We start from the raw sequence: 20,611 nt of genomic DNA, 5'->3' as shown, positions 1-20,611 counted from the left end.
CGGCAGTCGGTCAGATCACACCCTGCGCCTTGAGCAGCGGCAGCTCGTCGCGGGAGAGGCCGAGCTCACGGAGGTAGATCTCCTCGTTGTGCTCGCCGAGCAGCGGGGACCGCTCCACCTTGACCGGGGAGTCGGACAGTTTCAGGGGGTTGCCGACCGTGACGTACGTTCCGCGCTCGGGGTGCTCGACCTTGACGACGATCTCGTTGGCGGCGAGCGAGGCGTCCTCGATGATCTCCTTGGTGGACAGGACGGGACCGCAGGGGATGTGGTGGGCGTTGAGCGCCTCCAGGACCTCCATCTTGGAGAGGGTGCTGGTCCATTCCTCGATGAGCTGGAACATCTTCCCCAGCTTGGGCAGCCTGACCTCGGGGGTGGCCCACTCGGGGTCCTCGGCCAGCTCGGGCCGGCCGATGAGCTCGCTGATCGGCTTCCAGCCGACCGGCTGGACGATCACGTACACGTAGTCGTTCGGGCCGCCCGGCGCGCACTTGACCGCCCAGCCCGGCTGCCCGCCGCCGCTCGCGTTGCCCGAGCGCGGCACCTCGTCGCCGAAGTCCTCGTTCGGGAACTCCGCGAGCGGGCCGTGCGCGAGCCGCTGCTGATCGCGCAGTTTCACCCGGCAGAGGTTGAGCACGGCGTGCTGCATCGCGACGTTGACCCGCTGACCGCGACCGGTGTGGGTGCGCTGGAAGAGAGCGGCGAGGATCCCTGCCACGGCGTGCATACCGGTGCCGGAGTCGCCGATCTGCGCGCCGGTCGCCAGCGGTGGGCCGTCCTCGAAACCGGTGGTCGCCATCGACCCGCCCATGGCCTGCGCGACGACTTCGTACGCCTTGTAGTTCGTGTACGGGCCTTCGCCGAAGCCCTTGATGGAGGCGTAGACGATGCGGGGGTTGATCTCTCGAATGCGGTCCCAGGTGAAGCCCATGCGGTCGATGGCTCCGGGTCCGAAGTTCTCGACCATGACGTCGGAGCCCCGGATCAGCTCCGTGAGGAGCTCTTTGCCACGTTCAGTCTTGGTGTTGAGGGTGATGCTGCGCTTGTTGCTGTTGAGCATCGTGAAGTAGAGGCTGTCCACGTCCGGGAGGTCGCGCAGCTGCTTGCGCGTGATGTCACCGGTCGGCGCCTCGACCTTGACCACATCGGCACCGAGCCACGCGAGGATCTGAGTCGCGGACGGGCCGGACTGCACGTGCGTCATATCCAGGACGCGCACGCCCTCGAGAGCCTTCGTCATGATCGCCGCCTCACTCTGTGTGTCGCCATCCCAGGGAACATCCATACTGTAGATTGCATACCGTATGGAGTTGCTCTTCATGGTTGCGGCAGAACCAAGGGATGTCCAGAGGGCGGGGAGGGTGGAGCGCCTTGTACGGCCGGGCCTCAGCCGGTCCCCGTCGAGCCGCCCGGCGAGATCAGCCCGGTCTCGTAGGCGAGGACGACGGCCTGGACGCGGTCGCGGAGGTCCAGCTTCGACAGGATGCGGCCGATGTGCGTCTTCACCGTGGTCGGGCTGAGGAACAGACGGTCCGCCAGCTCGGCGTTGCTGAGGCCCGTGGCGAGCAGGCGGAGAACTTCGAGCTCGCGGGGGGTCAGGCACGACAGGTCGCGGTGGAGAGTGACCGACCGGTCCTCTTCGCGGTGGGCGAAGCGTTCGATCAGCCGGCGGGTGATCGCGGGCGCGAGCAGGGCGTCGCCGGACTGCACCAGGCGTACGGCGCCCACCAGATGCTCGGGGGTGACGTCCTTGAGCAGGAAGCCGCTGGCGCCGGCGGTGAGCGCGGCGTAGACGTAGTGGTCGAGGTCGTAGGTGGTGAGGATGATGACCCGCGTGCCCTGCGAACCGTCGCCGTCGAGGATCCGCCGGGTCGCCTCGATGCCGTCCATCCGCGGCATCCGGATGTCCATGAGGACGACGTCGGGCCGGGTGCGCCGGACGGCCGCGACCGCCTCGGCCCCGTCGGCCGCCTCGGCCGTCACCTCGATGCCGTCGGCCGTGAGGATCATGCCGAAGCCCGTACGCACCAGGGCCTGGTCGTCCGCGATGACGGCACGCAGGGGCGGCGCCTTCACGCTGTCCGCCACGGGACTCGGGCCTTGATCCGGTATCCGCCGGCGAGGGTCGGACCGGCCGTGAGTTCGCCGCCGTACACCGCCAGTCGCTCGCGCAGCCCGATCAGCCCGCGGCCGGTGCCGTCGGCCGGCGAGGAGCCGGTGTCCGCGGACGGGGAGTCGTAGGCGGCTCCGGTGTCCATGACCTCGATCTCCAGACAGGCGTCGGCGTAGCCGATCATGACGGACGCGTCGGCGCCCGGCGCGTGTTTGATCGTGTTGGTCAGCGCCTCCTGCACGACGCGGTACGCCGCGAGTTCCACCCCGGGCGGCAACGGGTCCGGCGGCAGCGACATCGCGACGTTGACCGGCGTCCCGGCGGCCCGTACCCGCTCGGTCAGGGCGTCGAGCTGGCCGAGGCCGGGCTGCGGTTCTAGGCCGTCGGCGGGGCTGTCGGAGAGGCCGGTGTCGGGGGCGGCCAACAGGCCCATCACATGGCGGAGTTCGGCCATGGCGGCGCGGCCCCCGGCCTCGACCGCCAGCAGTGCCTCCTTGGACCGCTCCGGCGCCGCGTCCATCACCTTGCGTGCCGCGCCCGCCTGGATCACCATCACGCTCACATTGTGGGTCACCACGTCATGCAGTTCGGCGGCTATCCGGGCGCGCTCCTCCTCGACGGCCCGGCGCATGGTCTCCTCCTGCGCCTTCTGCAGCCGCGTGAACCGGTCCCGGCTGGCCGCAAGGCGCCGCCGCGAGAAACGGACCAGGCCGGCCGCCACCCCGGCGACCAGCAGCACGACCGCGGGGCTCGACCACGCCGGGAGCATGGGTTCCGCCTCCCGGAACGTGGCTCCGGCCAGCACGGCGGCGACGACCATGGCGGCCAACGCCCCCGCCCGGTAACGGCTGTACATGACGGCGCTGTAGGCGCCGACGACGATGGTCAGCACGTTGATCCAGGAGGCGTCGTCACCGATGGCTAGTGCCGCAACGAGCACCACCGCGAACACGGCCAGCGGATACCTGCGCATGGCCACCAGCGGGAGCGCCGACAGGACCACCAGGGGCCAGGGGACGGAAGCAGGTTCGCGGACTTCGACCAAATCAGCGGGTAATCCACCGGGCTCGGGCGGCCGCGGCGGGACGGGGATCCCGTACTCGTCCCTCGAGATGATGCGTACCGGCCCGTCACCGGGATAGCGCGCCGCCACGATCAGTGCGACGACGGTCAGTACGACCGCCAGCAGCACATCGGCCCACACCGCCCGCCGCGACAGCGGGGCGGGCTTCGCCTCCGGCCGCAGCGCGTCGCGCAGTTGCTGACGCCAACCACGCCGGTCCTCCGTCTCCATCCCCATCAGCACATTGTGTGGCCCACCCGCCCCGGCCCGCGTCCGTCTGCGCGACCAGGGTGCTGTCCCCGAGGCGTACTTCGCAGGGATGACCCCGTGTCCGGGTCCTCCGCGGGGAGGGCGGCATGTCGGTGCCGCGGCCGACGCGGCCGAACAGCGCCCGCCCCTACGTTCACTGGCGCCGGGAAAGGCACGAGGCCTCTCGGACCCAAGGACGGACGACTCCCATGACCCAGGTGATCCAACTGGAGAACGTGGCCAAGCGCTACGACAGCTCCGGCACACCCGCGCTCGGACCGCTCACGCTCTCCGTCGCCAAGGGCGAGGCCCTCGCCGTGACGGGCCCCTCCGGCAGCGGCAAGTCCACGCTGCTGAACCTCGTGGCCGGCCTGGACAAGGCGACCGAGGGTTCCGTGACCGTGGCCGACCGCCGGCTCGACGACCTGAGCGAGCACGCGCTGGCCCGGTTCCGGCGCGAGCAGATCGGCATGGTCTTCCAGTTCTTCAATCTGCTCGACGACCTCACCGTCACCGACAACATCCAGCTCCCCGCCCAACTGGCGGGCGCGGCACGGCGGAAGACGGCGGCCAGGGCCGGTGAGCTCATGGAGGTGCTCGGCATCCAGAAGCACGCCCGCGCCTACCCCGGCCGGCTCTCCGGCGGCGAACGCCAGCGGGTCGCGGTGGCCAGGGCGCTCGTCAACCGGCCTGCGCTGCTGCTCGCCGACGAGCCGACCGGCGCCCTCGACACCGCCTCGGGCCAGGACGTACGGGAGTTGCTGGTGGACCTGCACCGCGGCGGGCAGACCATCGTGCTCGTCACGCACGACCTGGCCCTCGCGGAGGCCTGTGCGAGCCGCACGATTCATCTGGTCGACGGCCACCTCTCCCTCGACACGCATGCGGAGGCCGTCCGATGAGCCGCTTCGGCTCCGGTTTCGGCTCCGGCGCGCTCGGCCGGGTCGTACGTTCCGGGGTGGGCCGGCGCCGGGTGCAGACCGTGGTGATCGCCATTGCCACGATGATGGCCGTGGCCTCCGCCGTGGTCGCCGGATCGCTCATGATCGCCGCGAACGCGCCCTTCGACCACGCCTTCGCCGCGCAGCACGGCGCTCACCTCACCGCGGAGTTCGATCCGGCCAAGGTGAGTACGGCGCAACTCGAGGCCACCGGCGAGCTGGACGGAGTCACCGCGACCGCGGGGCCGTACCCCACCACCTCGATCGGCGGGGCGAACTCGCCCGCGCTGACGCTGGTCGGCCGGTCCGACCCCCGGGCCGACGTGGACGACGTGGACCTCAGGTCCGGCCGGTGGGCGACGAAGCCGGGCGAGGTCGTGCTGTCCGCGACGTTCGCCGGACCCGCCTTCAAGCTCGGCTCCACCCTCAAGACCTCGGACGCCGTGGACGCCCCGACCCTGACGGTCGTCGGCCTCGCCATCTCGGCCAGCAGGACCGCCGACGCGTGGGCGACACCCGCGCAGGTCAAGGCGCTTGCGTCGAAGGACAGTCCGGTCACGAGTCAGATGCTGTACCGCTTCGACTCCGCGGACACGAAGGGGCAGATCGCCGCCGACCGCAAGACGCTCACCGCCGCCGTACCGTCCGGGGCGCTGATCGGCACCACGTCCTATCTGGACACCAAGCGCGCCGCCGACCAGGGCGCGGCGGCGACCATCCCGTTCCTGATCGCCTTCGGCGTGCTCGGCATCATCATGTCCGTCATCATCGTCGGCAGTGTGGTCAGCGGCGCGGTCGGCACCAGCCTGCGCAGGATCGGCATCCTCAAGGCCATCGGCTTCACACCGCGCGAGGTGGTGCGCGCCTATGTGGCCCAGGCGCTGATCCCGGCCTGCGCGGGTATCGCGCTCGGGGTCGTGCTCGGAAACCTGCTGGCCGTGCCGCTCCTGGAGGACACCGAGCAGGCGTACGGCAGCGCCTCGTTGACGGTGGCCTGGTGGGTGGACGTCGTGGTGCCGGCGGTCGCGCTGTCCATCGTCGGGATCTCGGCGCTGGTCCCCGCGCTGCGGGCCGGGCGGCTGCGTACGGTCGAGGCCATCGCGGTCGGCCGGGCGCCGCGTACGGGGCGCGGTCAGTGGGCTCACCGCGCGGCCGGGCGGCTGCCGCTGCCGCGGGCGGTGACGTACGGGCTCGCGAGTCCCTTCGCCCATCCGGTCCGTACGGTCGCGATGCTGCTCGCGGTGGCCTTCGGCACGGTCACGGCGACGTTCGCGGTGGGACTGACCGCGTCGCTGAACGCGGTGGGCAACTCGGCGGATCCCGAGGAGAGCGCAGCGGTCACCGTATTCAGCGGCCGGCCTTCCATCGGCCGTGGCGAACCCGCCCCTGGGCAGGGCAAGTCCGAGGCCCCTGCCGTCGACCCGGCGAAGGTGCGCGCGGCCATCGAGGCCCAGGCGGGCACCGCTTCGTACTACGGCATGTCGCGGACCGAGGTCACCGTTGCCGGGCTCTCCGGCTCGATCGAGGCCAGCTTCTACCAGGGTGATCTGGGGGCGGCCGCCTACGAGATGATCGACGGGCACTGGATCACCGGTGCGGGGCAGGTCGTGGTGCCCACGGGTTTCCTGGACAGGACCGGCACCGAGATCGGTGACACGGTGCGGGTGACCTACGAGAAGGACACCGAGACGCTGCGGATCGTCGGCGAGGCCTTCGACACCTCGAACGACGGTCTCCATCTCCACGCGGACCTCGCCAACTTCGCCGGGGCCAAGCCCGATTCCTTCCTCGTCGACGTGAAGCCGGGCGTCTCCCCCACCCAGTACGCCACACAGCTCAAAGCGGTGGTGCAGCCGCTGGGCGGCGACGTCATGGCCAACTCCCCGTCGGAGGGCGAGAACATGATCCTCATCCTGGAGGCGATGGCGGTTCTCCTCACCCTCATGCTGGTCTCGGTCGCCGGCCTCGGCGTGCTCAACTCCGCGGTCCTCGACACCCGGGAGCGCGTCCACGACCTCGGCGTCTGCAAGGCACTCGGCATGTCACCACGGCAGACCGTGAGCCTCGTACTCGCCTCGGTCGCCGGGATCGGCGTACTCGGCGGTCTGGTCGGCGTCCCGCTCGGATTCGCCCTGCACGGCTACGTACTGCCGGTGATGGGCCACGCCGCGGGCACCAACCTGCCCCCGTCGATCCTCGATGTGTACGAACCCTGGCAACTGCTGCTGCTGGGCCTCGCCGGCATCACGATCGCCCTCCTCGGCGCCCTGCTTCCGGCAAGCTGGGCGGCCAAGACCCGCACGGCGACGGCTCTGCGCACGGAGTAGCGGCTCCCGCGCGCGACTGGTCAGTGACCGCGGAACGCCTCCTCGAGCCACCAGGCACCGCGGTCGCTGACCACCTTGGCGTCGATCAGCAACGGCGCCGACCGTGGCCCGGCCACCCAGTCGCCTACGGCCTTCAGGTCCGCGGACGTGCGCACGGTCACCGTCTCGAAGCCGTAGCCCCGGCCCACGGCCGCGATGTCCGTCGGCGGGAACTCGACCGTGTCGAGCGGGTGTCCGTCGGGCCCGAAGTGGTGGACCTCCGCCCCATAGGCGTCGTCGTTGTACACGACGACCACCATCGGCAGCCCGAGCCGCCGTACGGTGTCGAGTTCGACGGCGCTCATCAGCGCGCCGCCGTCACCGAGGGCGGCCACCGGCAGACGGTCCGGGTGGGCGAGCGCCGCGCCGATCGCGGTCGCGAGCCCGAGGCCGATCGACTGGAACGCCTGGGTGAAGCAGAGGCCGTTGTGGTCGGGGACCGACAGATACATGCTCGGGTAGCCCATGAAGTTGCCGGAGTCCACGCCGATCACCCGCTCGGCGGGGAGAAGGTCGTCGAGGGCGATGCTCAGCGTCCTCGGGTCGATCCGCTCACGGGTGCCGGTGTCCTCGTACGGCACATCCCGCCAGCGCACCCGTGCGGAGATGGCCGCCGCGATGTCGGCCGTCCTGTACCCCTGCCGCTGCCCGCCACCCGCGTCGAGCGCGCGCCGCGCGGTGAGTTCCACGTCGCCGGTGACGCCGAGTCTCACCTCCCGGTGCGCCCCGAGTGCCGACGTGTCGTCGTCGACCTGTACGACGGTCGTGTCCGGGCCGATCAGCCGGCCGTGCCTCATGGTCCACATGTTCAGCGCGCAGCCCCAGCCGACGATCAGGTCCGCCTCCTGGATCAACTCGGCCGCCAGGGGCGACGAGAAGCCGCCGGACACGTCGAGCGACCACGGGTTGCCGTGGAACAGCCCGCGGGCGACGGCCGAGGTCGCGAGCAACGCGCCGTGGCGCTCGGCGAGTTCGGCGAGGGCGTCCCGCCCACCGGGCGTGCGCGCTCCCCGGCCGGCCACGAAGACAGGGCGACGAGACCGCTCCAGCAGCTCCACCAGCGCTGCCGTGTCGGCCGCCGCCGGCTCGACCGCCGCCCGCTCGCCGGGCGGGGCGGCCAGGCCCGACGCACCGTCGGGGACGTCCAGGGCCTGCACCTCCAGGGGGAGGTTGAGCAGCACGGTCCGCCGCTCGTGCAGCGCACGTCGTACGGCGGCACACGCCTGCTCGACCGCGTCCTGCGCCGAAGTCACCCGCGCCGCAACCGCGCCCACCGCGTGCGCCAGTGCCTCCTGGTCTACGTGGAAATTGGATCGCGGCTCGGTCGCCTCGGCCGCCAACACCACAAGCGGCGTACGGCTCTTGGCGGCCTCGGTGATTCCGGTGAGGGCGTTGGTCAGGCCGGGGCCCTGATGCACGGTCAGCGCCGCCACCCTGCCGCTCATCCGCGCGTACGCGTCGGCCATCGTCGCCGCGCCGCCCTCGTGGCGCGCGGCGACGAACCGCGAGCCCGCCGCGACCATGCCGTTGGTGAGATGGAAGTTGCCGGACCCGACGACACCGAAGACGCGGTCGACCCCGGCCGCGGCCAGCGCCCGTCCGACGGCTTCAGCGACCTTCATCAGTGCTCCACCAGTGCGAGTACGCGTGCCGGAGCGCCGGACCCGGAGACGATGGGCAGTGGTCCCGCGACGACGACGGCACCGGTCGGCGGCAGCGCCGCCAGGTTCCGCAGCTGCGTCAGCCCGTACTTGCCGCTGCCCATGAGGTACGAGTGGCAGGGGAAGGCCGGGTCGAAGGAGTGCGCGGCTCCGGCGTCGGTGCCCACCGTCTCGACGCCGAGGCCGATGACCGGCGCCTCCTGGGCCACCCAGCGGGCGCATTCCGGGGACAGGCCGGGGGTGTGCGGGCCGTTCTCGTCGGCGTTGAGGAACGGCTCCTGCGCGTGCGAACGGGCGTCCCAGCCGGTGCGCAGCAGCAGCCAGCCGCCGTCGGGCAGCGGTCCGTGCTCGGCCTCCCAGGCCTTCACATGGTCCACCTCGACGAGGAAGTCGGGGTCCTCGGCGGCCTCGGCTGAGAAGTCGAGGACCGCGGCCGGCGCGATCAGCTTTCGCGCCGGCACCGACGCCACGTCGCCGAGGTCCTTCCCGGTGACCCAGTGGTTCGGTGCGTCGAAGTGGGTGCCGGTGTGCTCGCCGCTGCGGAAGTTGTTCCAGTACCAGGCCGGACCCCGGTCGTCGTACCTGCTGATCTCCTCCAGTTCGAACACCGCGGTCTGGCCGAACTCCGGGGGCAGCTGGATCACCGGCGTGGACGCGGACAGCGGCGAGGTGAGGTCGACGACCTCGATCGACCCCTCCCGCAACGCGGCCACCAGGGCGGGGAGGACGGACGGCTGGGGCATGTGGACCTCCTGGGACGACGACGCGTCACACATTCGCCGGTTCGCGCGGCGGCGTCCAGCGCAGATGCACGTTCCGGTCGGACTCGTCGGCCCGCAGCAGCGACAGCCGGGGCCGTACGGCGTCGGTGCGCGAGGTCGGCGGCTTGCGGCGGCCGGCCGCGAACTGCACCGGCCATTCGGCGGCGTCGCCCCGGTACTCCTGCTCGGCCGCCGCGTGCAGGGTCCAGTGCGGGTCGTAGAGGTGGGTGCGGCCCAGGGCGCACAGGTCGGCGCGCCCCGCAAGGAGGATCGAGTTCACGTCGTCGTACGACGCGATGGCGCCGACCGCGATGACCGCCGTCCCGGTGGCGGCGGCGACCTCGTGCCGGATCCGGTCCGCGAACGGTGTCTGGTAGGAGCGGCCGTACGCGGGCCGCTCGTCCGCGGTGATCTGGCCCGAGGAGACGTCGATCGCGTCCGCGCCATGGGCGATGAACGCGCGGGCGATCTCGACGGCGTCGTGCTCGGTGTTGCCGTCGGGCACCCAGTCGGTCGCGGAGAGCCGCACGACCATCGGCCGCCCGGCCGGCCAGGCGGCGCGCACGGCGTCGAAGACCTCCAGCGGGAACCGGAGCCGGTTCTCGAGCGCGCCCCCGTACTCGTCGGTGCGGTGGTTGGCGACCGGCGAGAGGAAGGAGGACAACAAGTAGCCGTGCGCGCAGTGGAGTTCGAGCAGGTCGAAGCCCGCCTCGGCACCACGTCGCGCGGCGCCGACGAAGTCCTGGACGATCCGGTCCATGTCGGCCCGGGTCACCTCACGCGGAACGGCCGATCCGCTGCCGTACGGCAGCGGCGACGGTCCGACGGTCTCCCAATTGCCGTACGGCAGCGGCTCGTCCATCCCCTCCCACATGAGCCGGGTGGAACCCTTCCGGCCCGCATGGCCCAGCTGGAGGCCGATGCGCGCGGTGCTCCGGTCATGGACGAAGGACACGACCTTTGCCCAGGAGTCGCGCTGTTCGTCGGTCCACAGCCCCGCGCAGCCGGGGGTGATCCGGGCCTCGGGCGAGGTGCAGACCATCTCCGTCATCACCAGTCCGGCGCCGCCCATGGCCTTGGACCCGAGATGGACGAGATGGAAGTCGCCGGGCACGCCGTCGACCGCGGAGTACATGTCCATCGGGGAGACGATGACCCGGTTCTTCAGCTCCAACTCCCCCAGCCGGAAAGGCTGGAACATCGCCGGCGTACCGCCGTCGAGCTCCTGCCCCTGTCCCTGGGCCGCGGCGAAGGCGGTGTCGACGCGGGCGGCGAACTCCTCGTCGCGGGCGCGGAGGTTGTCGTACGTGATGCGGCGCGACCGGGTGAGCAGATTGAAGCAGAACTGGGTCGGCTCCTGATGGACGTACATACCGATGTTCTCGAACCACTCCAGCGAAGCCTGGGCGGCCCGCTGGGTGGACTCGACGACGGGCCGCCGCTCGGTCTCGTAGGCCGTCAACGCGGCCTCCACGTCCGGGTGTTCGTGCAGGCAGGCGGCGAGGGCGAGCGAGTCCTCCATCGCCAGCTTGGTCCCCGAACCGATCGAGAAGTGCGCGGTGTGCGCGGCGTCGCCGACGAGGACGAGGTTGCCGTGGTGCCACCGTTCGTTGCGTACGGTGGTGAAGTTGAGCCACTTCGAGTTGTTGGCGAAGACCTGGTGACCCGCGAGTTCCCCGGCGAAGAGTCCGCGGACGCGCTCGACGGCCTGCTCGTCGGAGACGCCCGGTGCGAACTCGACGCCCTCGGTGGAGTCGAAGCCGGCACGGCGCCAGACGTCCTCGTGCATCTCCACGATGAAGGTCGAGCCGCTGTCGGAGTAGGGGTAGCCGTGGACCTGCATGGTCCCCCACTCGGTCTGCTTGACGAAGAACTGGAAGGCCTCGAAGACCCGGTCGGTGCCGAGCCACATGTACTTGTTGCGGCGCTGGTCCAGGGTGGGGCCGAAGACATCCGAATGGGCGGCCCGGATACGGGAGTTGGCGCCGTCGGCGGCGACCACCAGGTCGTACGAGGCGGACAGGTTCTCGGGTGCCGGTGTCCGGAAGCGCACGTCGACCCCGAGGGCGTCGCAGCGCTCCTGGAGCAGACGGAGCAGCTCCTTGCGGCTCATGGCGGCGAAGCCCTGGCCGCCGACGGTGTGGCTCTCGCCGCGGAAGTGGATGTCGATGTCGGTCCAGCGGGCGAACCGCCGTGCCATGGCGTCGGCGAACTCGGTGTCGGCGTTCTCGATGCCACCGAGTGTCTCGTCGGAGAAGACCACGCCGAAGCCGAAAGTGTCGTCGGGGGCGTTGCGCTCCCAGACGGTGATGTCATGGGCCGGGTCGAGCTGTTTCATGAGAGCAGCGAAGTAGAGGCCGCCGGGGCCACCGCCAACGATCGCGATCTTCAAGGGGGTTGTTCCTCTCACTTCACTGCTCGCCGTCGGGCAAGGCAGCCGCCGCGGCCTGCTCGGCCTCGATGATCTTCCGGAGTGCGAAGCGCTGGAGCTTGCCGCTCGTGTTGCGCGGCAGGGAGTCGCGGAACCGCACGTCACGCGGGTATTTGTAGGGAGCCAGGACCTGTTTGACGTGGTCCTGGATCTCCTTGGCCTTTGCGGCGTCGCCCGGCACACCGTCGCGGAGTACGACGAAGGCGCACACGACCGAGCCGCGCTCGGCGTCGGGACGGCCGACGACGGCGGACTCCAGCACATCGGGGTGGGTGTCGACGGCGGCCTCGACCTCGGGCCCGCCGATGTTGTAGCCCGAGGAGACGATCATGTTGTCGCTGCGGGCGCGGTAGAAGAAGTAGCCGTCCTCGTCCCGGTGGAAGACGTCACCGGTGACGTTCCAGCCGTTCACGACGTAGTCCTTCTGGCGTTCGTCGCCGAGGTAGCGGCAGCCGACCGGACCGATGACGCCCAGCAACCCCGCCTCCCCCGGGCCGAGTTCCGCGCCGTCGGGGCCGAGGACGGCCGCGCGGTACCCGGGTACCGGCTTCCCGGTGGCACCGGGCCGGATGTCGTCACCTGCGGCCGAGATGAAGATGTGCAGCAGCTCGGTGGCGCCGATGCCGTCGATGACCCTGAGCCCGAGCGTGTCCCGCAGCCGCTCCCAGGTGTCCTGCGGAATGTGTTCGCCGGCCGACACCCCGGCGCGCAGCCCGGCGAGCCGCTGTTCCTGGCCCGCCCGCACGATCGCCCGGTAGGCCGTGGGCGCCGTCGCGAGCACGGTGACACCCTCCCGCTCGACGATCTCCGCGAGCTGCGGCGGGGTGGCGGCCTCGGTGAGCAGGGCGCAGGCGCCGGCCCGCAGCGGGAAGACGACGAGCATGCCGAGGCCGAAGGTGAAGGCGAAGGGGGCGGTACAGGCGACCAGATCGTCCGGGACGAGGTTCAGAGTGTGGCGGCCGAAGGTGTTGTCGATCGAGAGGATGTCCCGGTGGAAGTGCATGGTGATCTTCGGGACACCGGTGCTGCCGGACGTCGGCCCGAGAAGCGCCACGTCGTCCGCGGCGGTCTCCACATTGGTGAACTCGCCCGACTTGGCCGCGGCACGGCTGAGGAGATCCTCCGGGCCGGTGCCGCCGAACTCCACGACCGTGAGCGACGGCAGTGCGGTGTCGCGGACGGCGTGGGCGTCCTCGGCGAACCGGTGGTCCACGAGAGCCACGGAGGGCAGAGTCCGCTCGACGACCGGGGCGATCTCGCGGGCCCGCAGTGCGGCCATGGTGGTGACGACGACGCCACCGGCCTTGAGTGCGCCGAGCCAACACGCCACCGCCCAGGGGCTGTTGGGCGATCGCAGCATGACCCGCTGCCCGGGAACCAGCCCGAGGTCCTCGGTCAGCACCTGGGCAACCTGGTTGGCCCGTTGGAGGAGTTGGCCGTACGTCCAGGTCTCCCCGGCTGGCGTACGCAGCGCCGGGCGGTCGGCCCCGTACCTCGATACGGGGATGTCGATGAGCTCGGTCGCGGCGTTGAGCCGGTCCGGGTAGTGGAGTTCGGGCGTGGTGAACTCGATCGTCGGCCACAGGTGCGCGGGCGGCAGGTGGTCGCGGGCGAAGGTGTCCAGGTGTGCCGAGGCCGAGAGGTTCGGATGGGGATTCGGGAGAGGTGACGGAGGATTCAACGGAGGAGTCCTTCCGGGCGCCCGCCGACGGGGGCGGCGGGTCAGGCGGTGCGGATCATGCCCTCCTGGACGACTGTGGCCAGGTGACGGTGGTCGCGCGTGAAGAAGCGGCCCGTGCCCAGTCCGCGGCCCGCGTCCGCGGCCACCGCTTCCTGGACGTAGAGGAGCCAGTCGTCCACCGGTCCGGGGCGGTGGAACCACATGGCGTGGTCGAGGCTGGCGGTGATGAGCCCGGGCTTGGCCCAGGGCAGGTCGAGCACCCGCAGGACGGGTTCGAGGATCGTGTAGTCGCACACGTACGCGAGCGCGGCCAGGTCCCGCTGGGCGTCGGTCAGTCCCTCGACGGACCGCAGCGGGTCGAAGGGCTTCAGCCACACCGCCTGGTGCGGCACCTGCTTCCCCTCGATGGTCAAGTAGACCGGGCCGGGCACATGCCGCATGTCGAAGCTGCGGCCGCCGGACCAGTAGGCCTTCGACTCCTCGGTCATCGTGCCGCCGGCGCGCTCCGCGAGGTAGGCGGCCGAATCGGGCAGCTCCTCGGGACCCGGGACGACCTCGGCGAGTTGGGTCTCGAAGATCCCGCCGGGCTCACCGGCGGCGAAGTTGGCCAGGCAGACATAGAGCGGCTTGCCGTTCTGGTAGCCGCGTACCTGCCGGGTGCTGTAACCCCGGCCGTCGCGCAGCACCTCCACCTCGTACCGCACGCTCGCCCCGATGTCGGCCGGGCGCAGGAAGTAGCTGTGCATCGAGTGCAGCGTCTTGCCGTCGGTCACCGACCGCATCGCCGCGGCGGCGGCCTGAGCGACCAGATCGCCGCCGTACGCCTTGGGCCACGGGCACGGCTGGGTGACGGCGGTGAAGGCGAGGTCGAAGTGCTCGGGCTCGGCGGGCGTCAGCGCGATGGCCCTGGTGAAGGGCTCCGAGGTGGCGTCGGCGGTGGTCATCGGTCGAGCCAGTCGCGCAGGTCGGCGTCGGCGACGTCGGGGAGGTTCACGACGATGTTCTCCGGTGTCCGGGTGGTCATCCAGGTCAGTGGTTTCGTGCGGGAGAGGTTGCACTCGACGTGCGGCATGAAGGGCGGTACGAAGACCCAGTCGCCCTCCTCCATGTCGACGTAGTCCTCGAACTTCTCGCCGAAGTAGATGCGCGCCCGGCCCGACAGGACGTAGCCGCCGGTCTCGGCCTCGCCGTGGTGGTGGGTGACCGAGCGGTAGCCGGGATCGTTGCTGACCTTGCCGAACCAGAGTCTGGTGGCCGGGGTGTGCTGAATGCTCACGCCCGAGATCCGGACGGCCCCGCCCGAGTCCGCGGTGCCCCCGTCCTCGGAGCCGCCGCGGGTCACGACGGGGGCGACGAGACCGCTGGGCAGTCGGTACATCGAGTTGTCGCCTTCGAGGCGGTACTTGCTGAGGTCGGGCTCCACGGGTCGGCTCCGTTTCGGTCGTGGTGGGACGGGCCGTTGGCGCGTCGGTTCCGGTGCTGCCGGGGGAGCGGGACCGAGCGCGTCATGTCTCGTATTTTTCACCGTCGTCATTTATTGTCAATACGCATCGCCGGACGGATCGGAACCCGGTCCGAACTCCCCTGGAGGCCCGCCGCATGACTTCCCCCGTCGCCGTGAACCCGGACGCCCTGCCGACGCCGCGCGGCTACTCACACGGAACCCTCGCGGGAAACACGCTCCACCTGGGCGGACAGACCGCCCTCGACGCCGACATGAAGATCGTGCCGGGCGGCATCGTCGAGCAGTTCCGCCAAGCCTTCGGCAACGTGCTGACCACGCTCCGCGAGGTGGGGGGCGAGCCCGGGGACCTGGTCAGCGTGACCATCTACCTCACCGACATCCCCGACTACCAGGCCCACGGCAAGGAGATCGGCGAGGTCTGGCGCGAACTCGCCGGCGCCGTGTACCCGGCCATGGCCGGTATCGGCTGCACGGCCCTGTGGCAGCCGGAAGCGATGATCGAGATCCTCGGTGTCGCGGTGATCCCCGAGGACCGGCTCCGGGCACCGCGCGGATAGGCGGTTCCTACGCCTGCCGGTACGGCTGTCCCGCCCCGTGGACGACCAGCATCGCGTGCTCACGCGCCGGCCCGCCCAGCGCCTCGTTCAGCTCGTCGAACATCGCTCCCGCGGTCACCCCGTTCCACTCCGGGGGCAGCAGTGCCAGCGGGAGTCCCGGATCGCGGTAGGGCAGCCGCCGCCACTGAGTGAGCATCGGGATGTACGTCCGGAACGCCTCCAGGGGCGTCGTCCCGTCCGCCGACGTCCGGTCGAGGACGGGGCGGTAGCGCCGCAGGAAGTCGGCGTACATCGCGGTGAGTTCGTCCAGGTCCCACCACGCGCGGACCTTCGACCGCAGGTCCCCGAAGGCGAAGTGGTCGCCGCTGAAGATGTCCACGTACGCGGACAGCCCGCGGCGCTCCAGGGTCCGCCGCGTCTCCCCCGCCAGGTTCCCCGGCGCCACCCACACCCCGGGCGCGGCGGTGCCGAAGCCCAGGCGGGTCAGGCTCGTGCGCAGCGCGTGCCGCTTCTCGCGCTCGGACTCGGGCACGGAGAACACGACGACGAGCCAGCCGTCGTCCGCGACGGCCCGGGCCCGCTCGAAGATCCGCACGTCGCCCTCGGCGAGCACCTCCAGGGTCGGGTCCGCGAGGGAGTAGCCGGCCGCGTTCTCGTGGCGCTCGCTACGGAGCACCCCGCGACGCTTCAGCCGGGAGATCGCCGACCGTACGGCCTGCCCCTCCGCCCCGAGGTCCGCCATGAGCCGCACCACGGACGCGACCGAGAGCCAGTTGTGCTCGCCTCGCGCGTACAGCCCGAAGACCGTGATGATCAGCTGGCCGAGGCGGGTGTCGCCACCGCCGGCGGCAACCGTGACCGGCTGAAGATCCGCTGTCATGCCAGCACGATAGCCATCAGTCGCCGTCGGCGAACACGTCGCGGGCACGCCCGGTGCCTGCCAACGGCTCTCGCCGCCCTGTCGGCGCGCGGTCGTAACGTGGCCGCGTGACCTCACACATACAGTCCTACGCCTACTTACATCCGTCGGCCGTGCACGAGTCCTCGGCCGGGCGGCGCACCCTCGCGCTGGAGACCTCCGGTGGTGCCACACCGGCAGGCGAGGCTGCCAATCCGCGGTTGTTCAGCGGATTCCTGACGGCGCCGGCCGTCGCGGCGGCGGCATTGCTCACGGTCGCCGACATCGCGGCCGCCCGTTACTACCGGCCCGCCGCGTCGGTCTCGCTGGACCCGGTGGTGACGGCCGACGGTGACCGGCTGCGGATGGAGTCCTTCTCCGGCTGCTGCGGCGCATACGCCCGCCTCGACGTGCTCGCGCCCGGCCTCGACGGCGACGACGTCGGCCACGGCACGACCAACGTCGACATCAACCTCCCCCTCCGGCGGGCGCTCGCCAGGCTCGGCGGGCTCGATCCGCTGCATCTGACTGTCGGACCCGACGAGTTGGCGGTCACCACCTTCGACGGCCGGTTCGTGGAGAGACAAGTCCCGCTGCCGGAGCGCTGGTTACGCGGCTTCGCCGAAGCACAGGTGCTCGCGGCGGGCTTCACCCTGCGCGCCGAGGTACCGGCAACGGAGGCGGCCGCCTTCCTGCGGACCCTGCCACGGCCCACCCTCCGGTCCGGTGCCCGCACGACGCGCTGGGTGGTGCCCGTGGGCGGCCGCACCCTGCGCCCCACGAGCAGGCCGGCGCCGGACGCCGTGTGCCTGCCGGGCCCCGAACGACTGCTGGCGCTCCAGCAGGTGCTGCGGCACGCGACGACCGTGCGGGTGTACACCCCGGACCTCGCGGAGTCCGACGCGGCAGCCGTCGCCTGGGAGCTCCAACTGCCAGGCATGCGGCTGACGTTGCTGCTCTCCCAGAACGCCTCACGGGGGTTCTCCGGCGAGGGCGGCGTACTCCACGACCTCGCCACCGGCGCGGCGGCGGACGACGCGGATCTGGTCTCGGCGCTGCTGGCCTGGGAGCCGAGGATCGACGTGGCCGAACTGTCCCGGCAGGCCGATCTGCCCGCCGGCCGGGTGCGCGCCGCGCTGACGGTCCTCGGGGCGTCCGGCCAGGTCGGCTACGACCTCGCGGAGGAGGCGTACTTCCACCGGCACCTGCCGTACTCGGTGGGCGACGCGGAGGCGCGCAACCCCAGGCTGCGGCGCGCGCGGGCGCTGGTCGCGGACGGGGCCGTACGGCTGGACGGCGCGCTGGCGTCGGTCGGCAAGGGCGACCACGGCCATCTCGTACGCGCCGACGACACGGGGCAACTGAGCTGCACGTGTCTGTGGTGGGCGAAGTACCGGGGAGGGCGCGGGCCGTGTACGCACGCGCTCGCCGTGCGCATGGTCCGGGACGCGGCGACGGAGGCGGCACGATGAAGCTGGTCGAACGTGTGACGGCCGGCGATGTCGCCGGAGTGGTCCGGGAACTGGGTGCGCTGACGCCGGATCAGCGAGGGGCGTGCACCGCCGAGTTGACAGCCCTGTTCGAGGTCATCGTCCGGCGTGAGAACACGGAGGCGGAGAGGATCGCCCTGTTCGCCGCCCGACTGGGGTGTCAGGTCACCCCCGAGGCCACGGCGGCCTGGATCCGGACGTACCCGTACTTCACGATGGACGCCTGGGCAGTGGACCTCCTGGACCTGTACCCCGCCGCATGGCGAGCCGAGTTGGTCGCGCACCTCGGCGAACGGGCGACGACCGCCGGTGCGGTGTTCGCGGTCACCGAGCACCTCGTCCGCGACACCGGATGTCCGCTGCCGGACTCGCACGAGTTCCTCCTGGCCTGGCTGTCCGACCGCGCCGACAACCAGGAGCGGCACCCGCGGGTGCTCGGCGGAGCACCGGGTGCCGACTTCCTGGAGCGGCTGCGCGCGGACGACTTCACCCCGAAGCTCCTCCCACTGGCCGTGGCCCGGCCGGGGCGCCTCGTCTTCGGTTGGCACACGTCGGAACGGCCGCTGGAAGCGCTCATCGGCCTCGCTGCCGAAGGCGTCGTGGACCGTGACGAGCTGATCCACAACCTCTTCGCGGACATGGTCGGCGATCCGCCGCACGGGACGCGGGCGGTGGTCACGCTGGATGCACTCGCGCTCACCCCGGCCGAACACGCCGGGGTGGCCCGCGAACGCGCCGCGCTGGTCGACCATCTTCTCGGGTGTCTTCTCGAAGACGGCACGCGCACGGAGATCGCGCCCTTCCTGGCGTTTCTGCGGGCCCTGGCCTCCACTCCGGCCGAGGAGGCGCTCGTGGTGAGGGACTACCTGGCGCTGCTGGACCGGTCGTTGCCGGTCGCCACGTACGCCCAGGACGTCCTGACCGGGCTGGACAAGGCGGGTTTGCTGGAGCCCGAGTTGCTCACCGAGGCGTGCGAACGGGTCCTGCTCCGCCCGGAGAAGAAGCTCGTGCGCGCCCAACTCGGATGGCTCGGCCGGGTGGCACGGCGGGATCCGGCGCGAGCGGGCCGGGCACTGGTCGACGCGGCGATGACCTTCGGCCACCGGGAGATGACACTGCAGGAGCAGGCGCTCAAGCTGGTCGCACAACATCTCAAGGCCGCGGGCGGGTCGGCGCTGCCGGAACTGCGGGCGGCCGCCGGACAACTCAGCCCGGGGCTCTCGGCACGGGCCGCCGAACTGCTCGGCGCACCCCGGGACACTGCCACCGAGCCATACGCGGACGTGCTGCCCGCCGTTCCCGAACCCCGCCCGGTGCCGGGCCCCATCGCGACGGCAGCCGAGGTGGCGCAGGAGGTCGCGGCCGTCGTCGCGAACGACAGGGACGTGGTGGCGTTCGAGCGCGCCCTGGACGGACTGGTCCGGCACGCCCACCTCGACCGGACCGCGCTGGCCGAGGCGCTGAAGCCGGTCGTGCGCAGGGAACCGAGGAGCAATGTCGACTGGGTGCAGTCCGACCTCTACGACGTGGCGAGCGCGGTGCGGGGTGACGAGCCGAGGCGACGGGCCGTCATGATGCGCCGGGCCGTCCACGTCACGCGGACCGGCCCGAGCGACAGCCACTCGCTGGCCGGCTCGATGCTCGCGGCGCGCCTGATCGAGGCGATGGACGTCATCGAGTCCGGCACACAGCCCTTCCTGCTGGCCGTGCCGACCCTCACCACCGGCGCGCTGGATGCCGCCGTCCTGGTGGAGCGGATCTCGGCGCTCGACGAACTCGGCGTCACCCCCGCGCCGGTGGACCTGGCACAGGCTCTGCTGCGCGTCATCCCGACGCCGGACGAACAGGTGCTGCGCGCGGCCGGGGCTCTCGGCTCCGACGCCGGGCAGCGGCTGGCACGCTGGCTGCGCGAGGGTGGCCCGGCGCACCAGGATTCGGAGCCGAAGGGGTGGCCCCACTGCAAGCCGCCGAAGCCCGCGTCGCAGGGGTGGTGGACACCCGCGCGGCCCGGAGCGGTCCTCGATCCCCCGCTGCCGCCGGTCGCCGCGGCCCTGCTCGGGCCGTACGTCGGCAACCGAGGCCTGGCCGACCCGATGGCACCCTTCTGGGTGGCACAACTGCCGCACCACCGCGAGGAGTTGATGGCCCGCGACTACTTCGAGCCGCGCATGTCCCAGCGAGGGTGGCCCCGCAATCTGCCGTACGTCGTGGAGTCCGGCGGTCCCGCCGGCTACTCGGTGCACCTCGCGCTGGCGTTCGGACTGATCTGGCAGATGGAGAGCGACGCGGTGGTGGACGCCGTGCTGGTGCTCGCCGCACGGAGACAGTTGGACACGGGACTGCTCGGCCGCCAACTGGAGGCGCTGCTGAACCACGGGTGGCCCCACGCGGACAAAGCAAGCGACTCCCTGCGTGCCGCCGCCGAGACGGGCGCCTACGCCACCGTATGGTCCGTACTCGAAGCCGCCCTGCCCGGCCTGTTGCGCGAAACCCCCGTCCGGGGCACGGCACACCTCCTCTCACTCGCCGTCGAGTGCGCTTCACGCTGCGAGGCCAAGGGAGAGATCACCGAGGTCACAGCGGTGGCCGAGCGCAGCGCGTCGAGCCAGGTGGTGAAGAACGCCAGGCTGCTGCGCGACGCGTTGCGCTGAGGGGACGCGGGAACGGTCCCGCCCGCTCACGGGCGGGACCATCACCACGGCTACCGGGCAGCCGGTGTCCCGTCGGACGCCAAGCCCGATGCCGTCGCCGGGGCGTAGCCGACGGGCCGGGTGGTCAAGAACGCCAGGCTGCCGCGCGACGCGCTGCACTGAGGAGACGCCGGAACGGCCCCGCCCGCTCACGGGCGGGACCATCACCACGGCTACCGGGCGACCGGAGTCCCATGGGACGCCAAGCCCGATGCCGTCGCCGGGGCGTAGCCGACGGGCCGGGT

General features: G+C 71.5%; 15 protein-coding genes. 5 read left to right on the top strand and 10 right to left on the bottom strand.

From position 1 onward, the window contains the following. Window positions 1-10: 10 nt before the first annotated feature. From frc to OG219_RS39530, 3 genes are all read right to left on the bottom strand, one after another. Window positions 11-1,240: a formyl-CoA transferase gene (gene frc, locus OG219_RS39540; RefSeq protein WP_266834922.1), complete on the bottom strand. Its 1,230-nt coding sequence runs from the start codon at window positions 1,238-1,240 to the stop codon at window positions 11-13. 146 nt (window positions 1,241-1,386) lie between these two features. After that, window positions 1,387-2,088, bottom strand: a complete 702-nt coding sequence (locus OG219_RS39535) for a response regulator transcription factor (RefSeq protein ID WP_266834920.1) — start codon at window positions 2,086-2,088, stop codon at window positions 1,387-1,389. Continuing rightward, entirely contained in the window at window positions 2,073-3,413 is a 1,341-nt protein-coding gene (locus tag OG219_RS39530; RefSeq protein WP_266834918.1) for a sensor histidine kinase, read from the bottom strand. The genes OG219_RS39535 and OG219_RS39530 overlap by 16 nt, the downstream gene beginning before the upstream one ends. Before the next feature lie 221 nt (window positions 3,414-3,634). Here OG219_RS39530 and OG219_RS39525 point away from each other — a divergent pair, with 221 nt between their 5' ends. Further along, window positions 3,635-4,327 (top strand): ABC transporter ATP-binding protein, encoded by a 693-nt coding sequence (locus OG219_RS39525; protein ID WP_266834916.1) that lies wholly within the window; start codon window positions 3,635-3,637, stop codon window positions 4,325-4,327. Then, window positions 4,324-6,693 (top strand): ABC transporter permease, encoded by a 2,370-nt coding sequence (locus OG219_RS39520; RefSeq protein WP_266834914.1) that lies wholly within the window; start codon window positions 4,324-4,326, stop codon window positions 6,691-6,693. The genes OG219_RS39525 and OG219_RS39520 overlap by 4 nt, the downstream gene beginning before the upstream one ends. Window positions 6,694-6,713: 20 nt before the next feature. Here OG219_RS39520 and OG219_RS39515 read toward each other — a convergent pair whose 3' ends face one another. From OG219_RS39515 to OG219_RS39490, 6 genes are read right to left on the bottom strand one after another with little or no spacing between them, the layout of a single operon-like run. Next, complete coding sequence (locus tag OG219_RS39515) at window positions 6,714-8,354, bottom strand: thiamine pyrophosphate-binding protein (RefSeq protein ID WP_266834912.1); 1,641 nt, start codon at window positions 8,352-8,354, stop codon at window positions 6,714-6,716. Next, the gene (locus OG219_RS39510) at window positions 8,354-9,136 is read right to left on the bottom strand and encodes a cyclase family protein (protein WP_266834910.1); all 783 of its coding nucleotides are present in this window, start codon (window positions 9,134-9,136) and stop codon (window positions 8,354-8,356) included. Before OG219_RS39510 ends, OG219_RS39515 begins: the two co-directional genes overlap by 1 nt. A gap of 25 nt (window positions 9,137-9,161) precedes the next feature. Beyond that, a complete protein-coding gene (locus OG219_RS39505) occupies window positions 9,162-11,546 on the bottom strand; it encodes a bifunctional salicylyl-CoA 5-hydroxylase/oxidoreductase (protein WP_266834908.1) in 2,385 nt (794 codons plus the stop codon). 19 nt (window positions 11,547-11,565) lie between these two features. Then, window positions 11,566-13,266 (bottom strand): AMP-binding protein, encoded by a 1,701-nt coding sequence (locus tag OG219_RS39500; protein WP_266834906.1) that lies wholly within the window; start codon window positions 13,264-13,266, stop codon window positions 11,566-11,568. Window positions 13,267-13,307: 41 nt separating this feature from the next. Further along, window positions 13,308-14,210: an acyl-CoA thioesterase II gene (locus OG219_RS39495; protein ID WP_266834904.1), complete on the bottom strand. Its 903-nt coding sequence runs from the start codon at window positions 14,208-14,210 to the stop codon at window positions 13,308-13,310. Beyond that, window positions 14,207-14,689, bottom strand: coding sequence for a cupin domain-containing protein (locus tag OG219_RS39490; protein ID WP_266473210.1), 483 nt, complete (start codon window positions 14,687-14,689; stop codon window positions 14,207-14,209). Before OG219_RS39490 ends, OG219_RS39495 begins: the two co-directional genes overlap by 4 nt. 176 nt (window positions 14,690-14,865) lie before the next feature. On the opposite strand from OG219_RS39490, the gene OG219_RS39485 reads away from it, so the two are divergent. Continuing rightward, window positions 14,866-15,288 carry a RidA family protein gene (locus OG219_RS39485; RefSeq protein ID WP_266834902.1) on the top strand — a complete coding sequence of 141 codons (423 nt, stop codon included), beginning with the start codon at window positions 14,866-14,868 and terminating at the stop codon, window positions 15,286-15,288. A 7-nt stretch (window positions 15,289-15,295) separates the two neighbouring features. Here the strand turns inward: OG219_RS39485 and OG219_RS39480 are convergent, their stop codons facing one another. Then, window positions 15,296-16,168, bottom strand: coding sequence for a PaaX family transcriptional regulator C-terminal domain-containing protein (locus OG219_RS39480; RefSeq protein WP_266834900.1), 873 nt, complete (start codon window positions 16,166-16,168; stop codon window positions 15,296-15,298). A 107-nt stretch (window positions 16,169-16,275) separates the two neighbouring features. Here OG219_RS39480 and OG219_RS39475 point away from each other — a divergent pair, with 107 nt between their 5' ends. Both OG219_RS39475 and OG219_RS39470 read left to right on the top strand, forming a co-directional pair. Beyond that, on the top strand, window positions 16,276-17,658 hold the full coding sequence (locus tag OG219_RS39475; RefSeq protein ID WP_266834898.1) for an SWIM zinc finger family protein: 1,383 nt from the start codon (window positions 16,276-16,278) through the stop codon (window positions 17,656-17,658). Further along, window positions 17,655-20,327 carry a DUF6493 family protein gene (locus OG219_RS39470; RefSeq protein ID WP_266834896.1) on the top strand — a complete coding sequence of 891 codons (2,673 nt, stop codon included), beginning with the start codon at window positions 17,655-17,657 and terminating at the stop codon, window positions 20,325-20,327. Before OG219_RS39475 ends, OG219_RS39470 begins: the two co-directional genes overlap by 4 nt. Window positions 20,328-20,611 lie beyond the last annotated feature (284 nt).

Source organism: Streptomyces sp. NBC_00038, from assembly GCF_026343635.1.
Classification (GTDB): Bacteria; Actinomycetota; Actinomycetes; order Streptomycetales; family Streptomycetaceae; genus Streptomyces.
The sequence above is the reverse complement of the archived record's forward strand: the minus strand, read 5'-3'. Positions and strand labels throughout refer to the sequence as shown.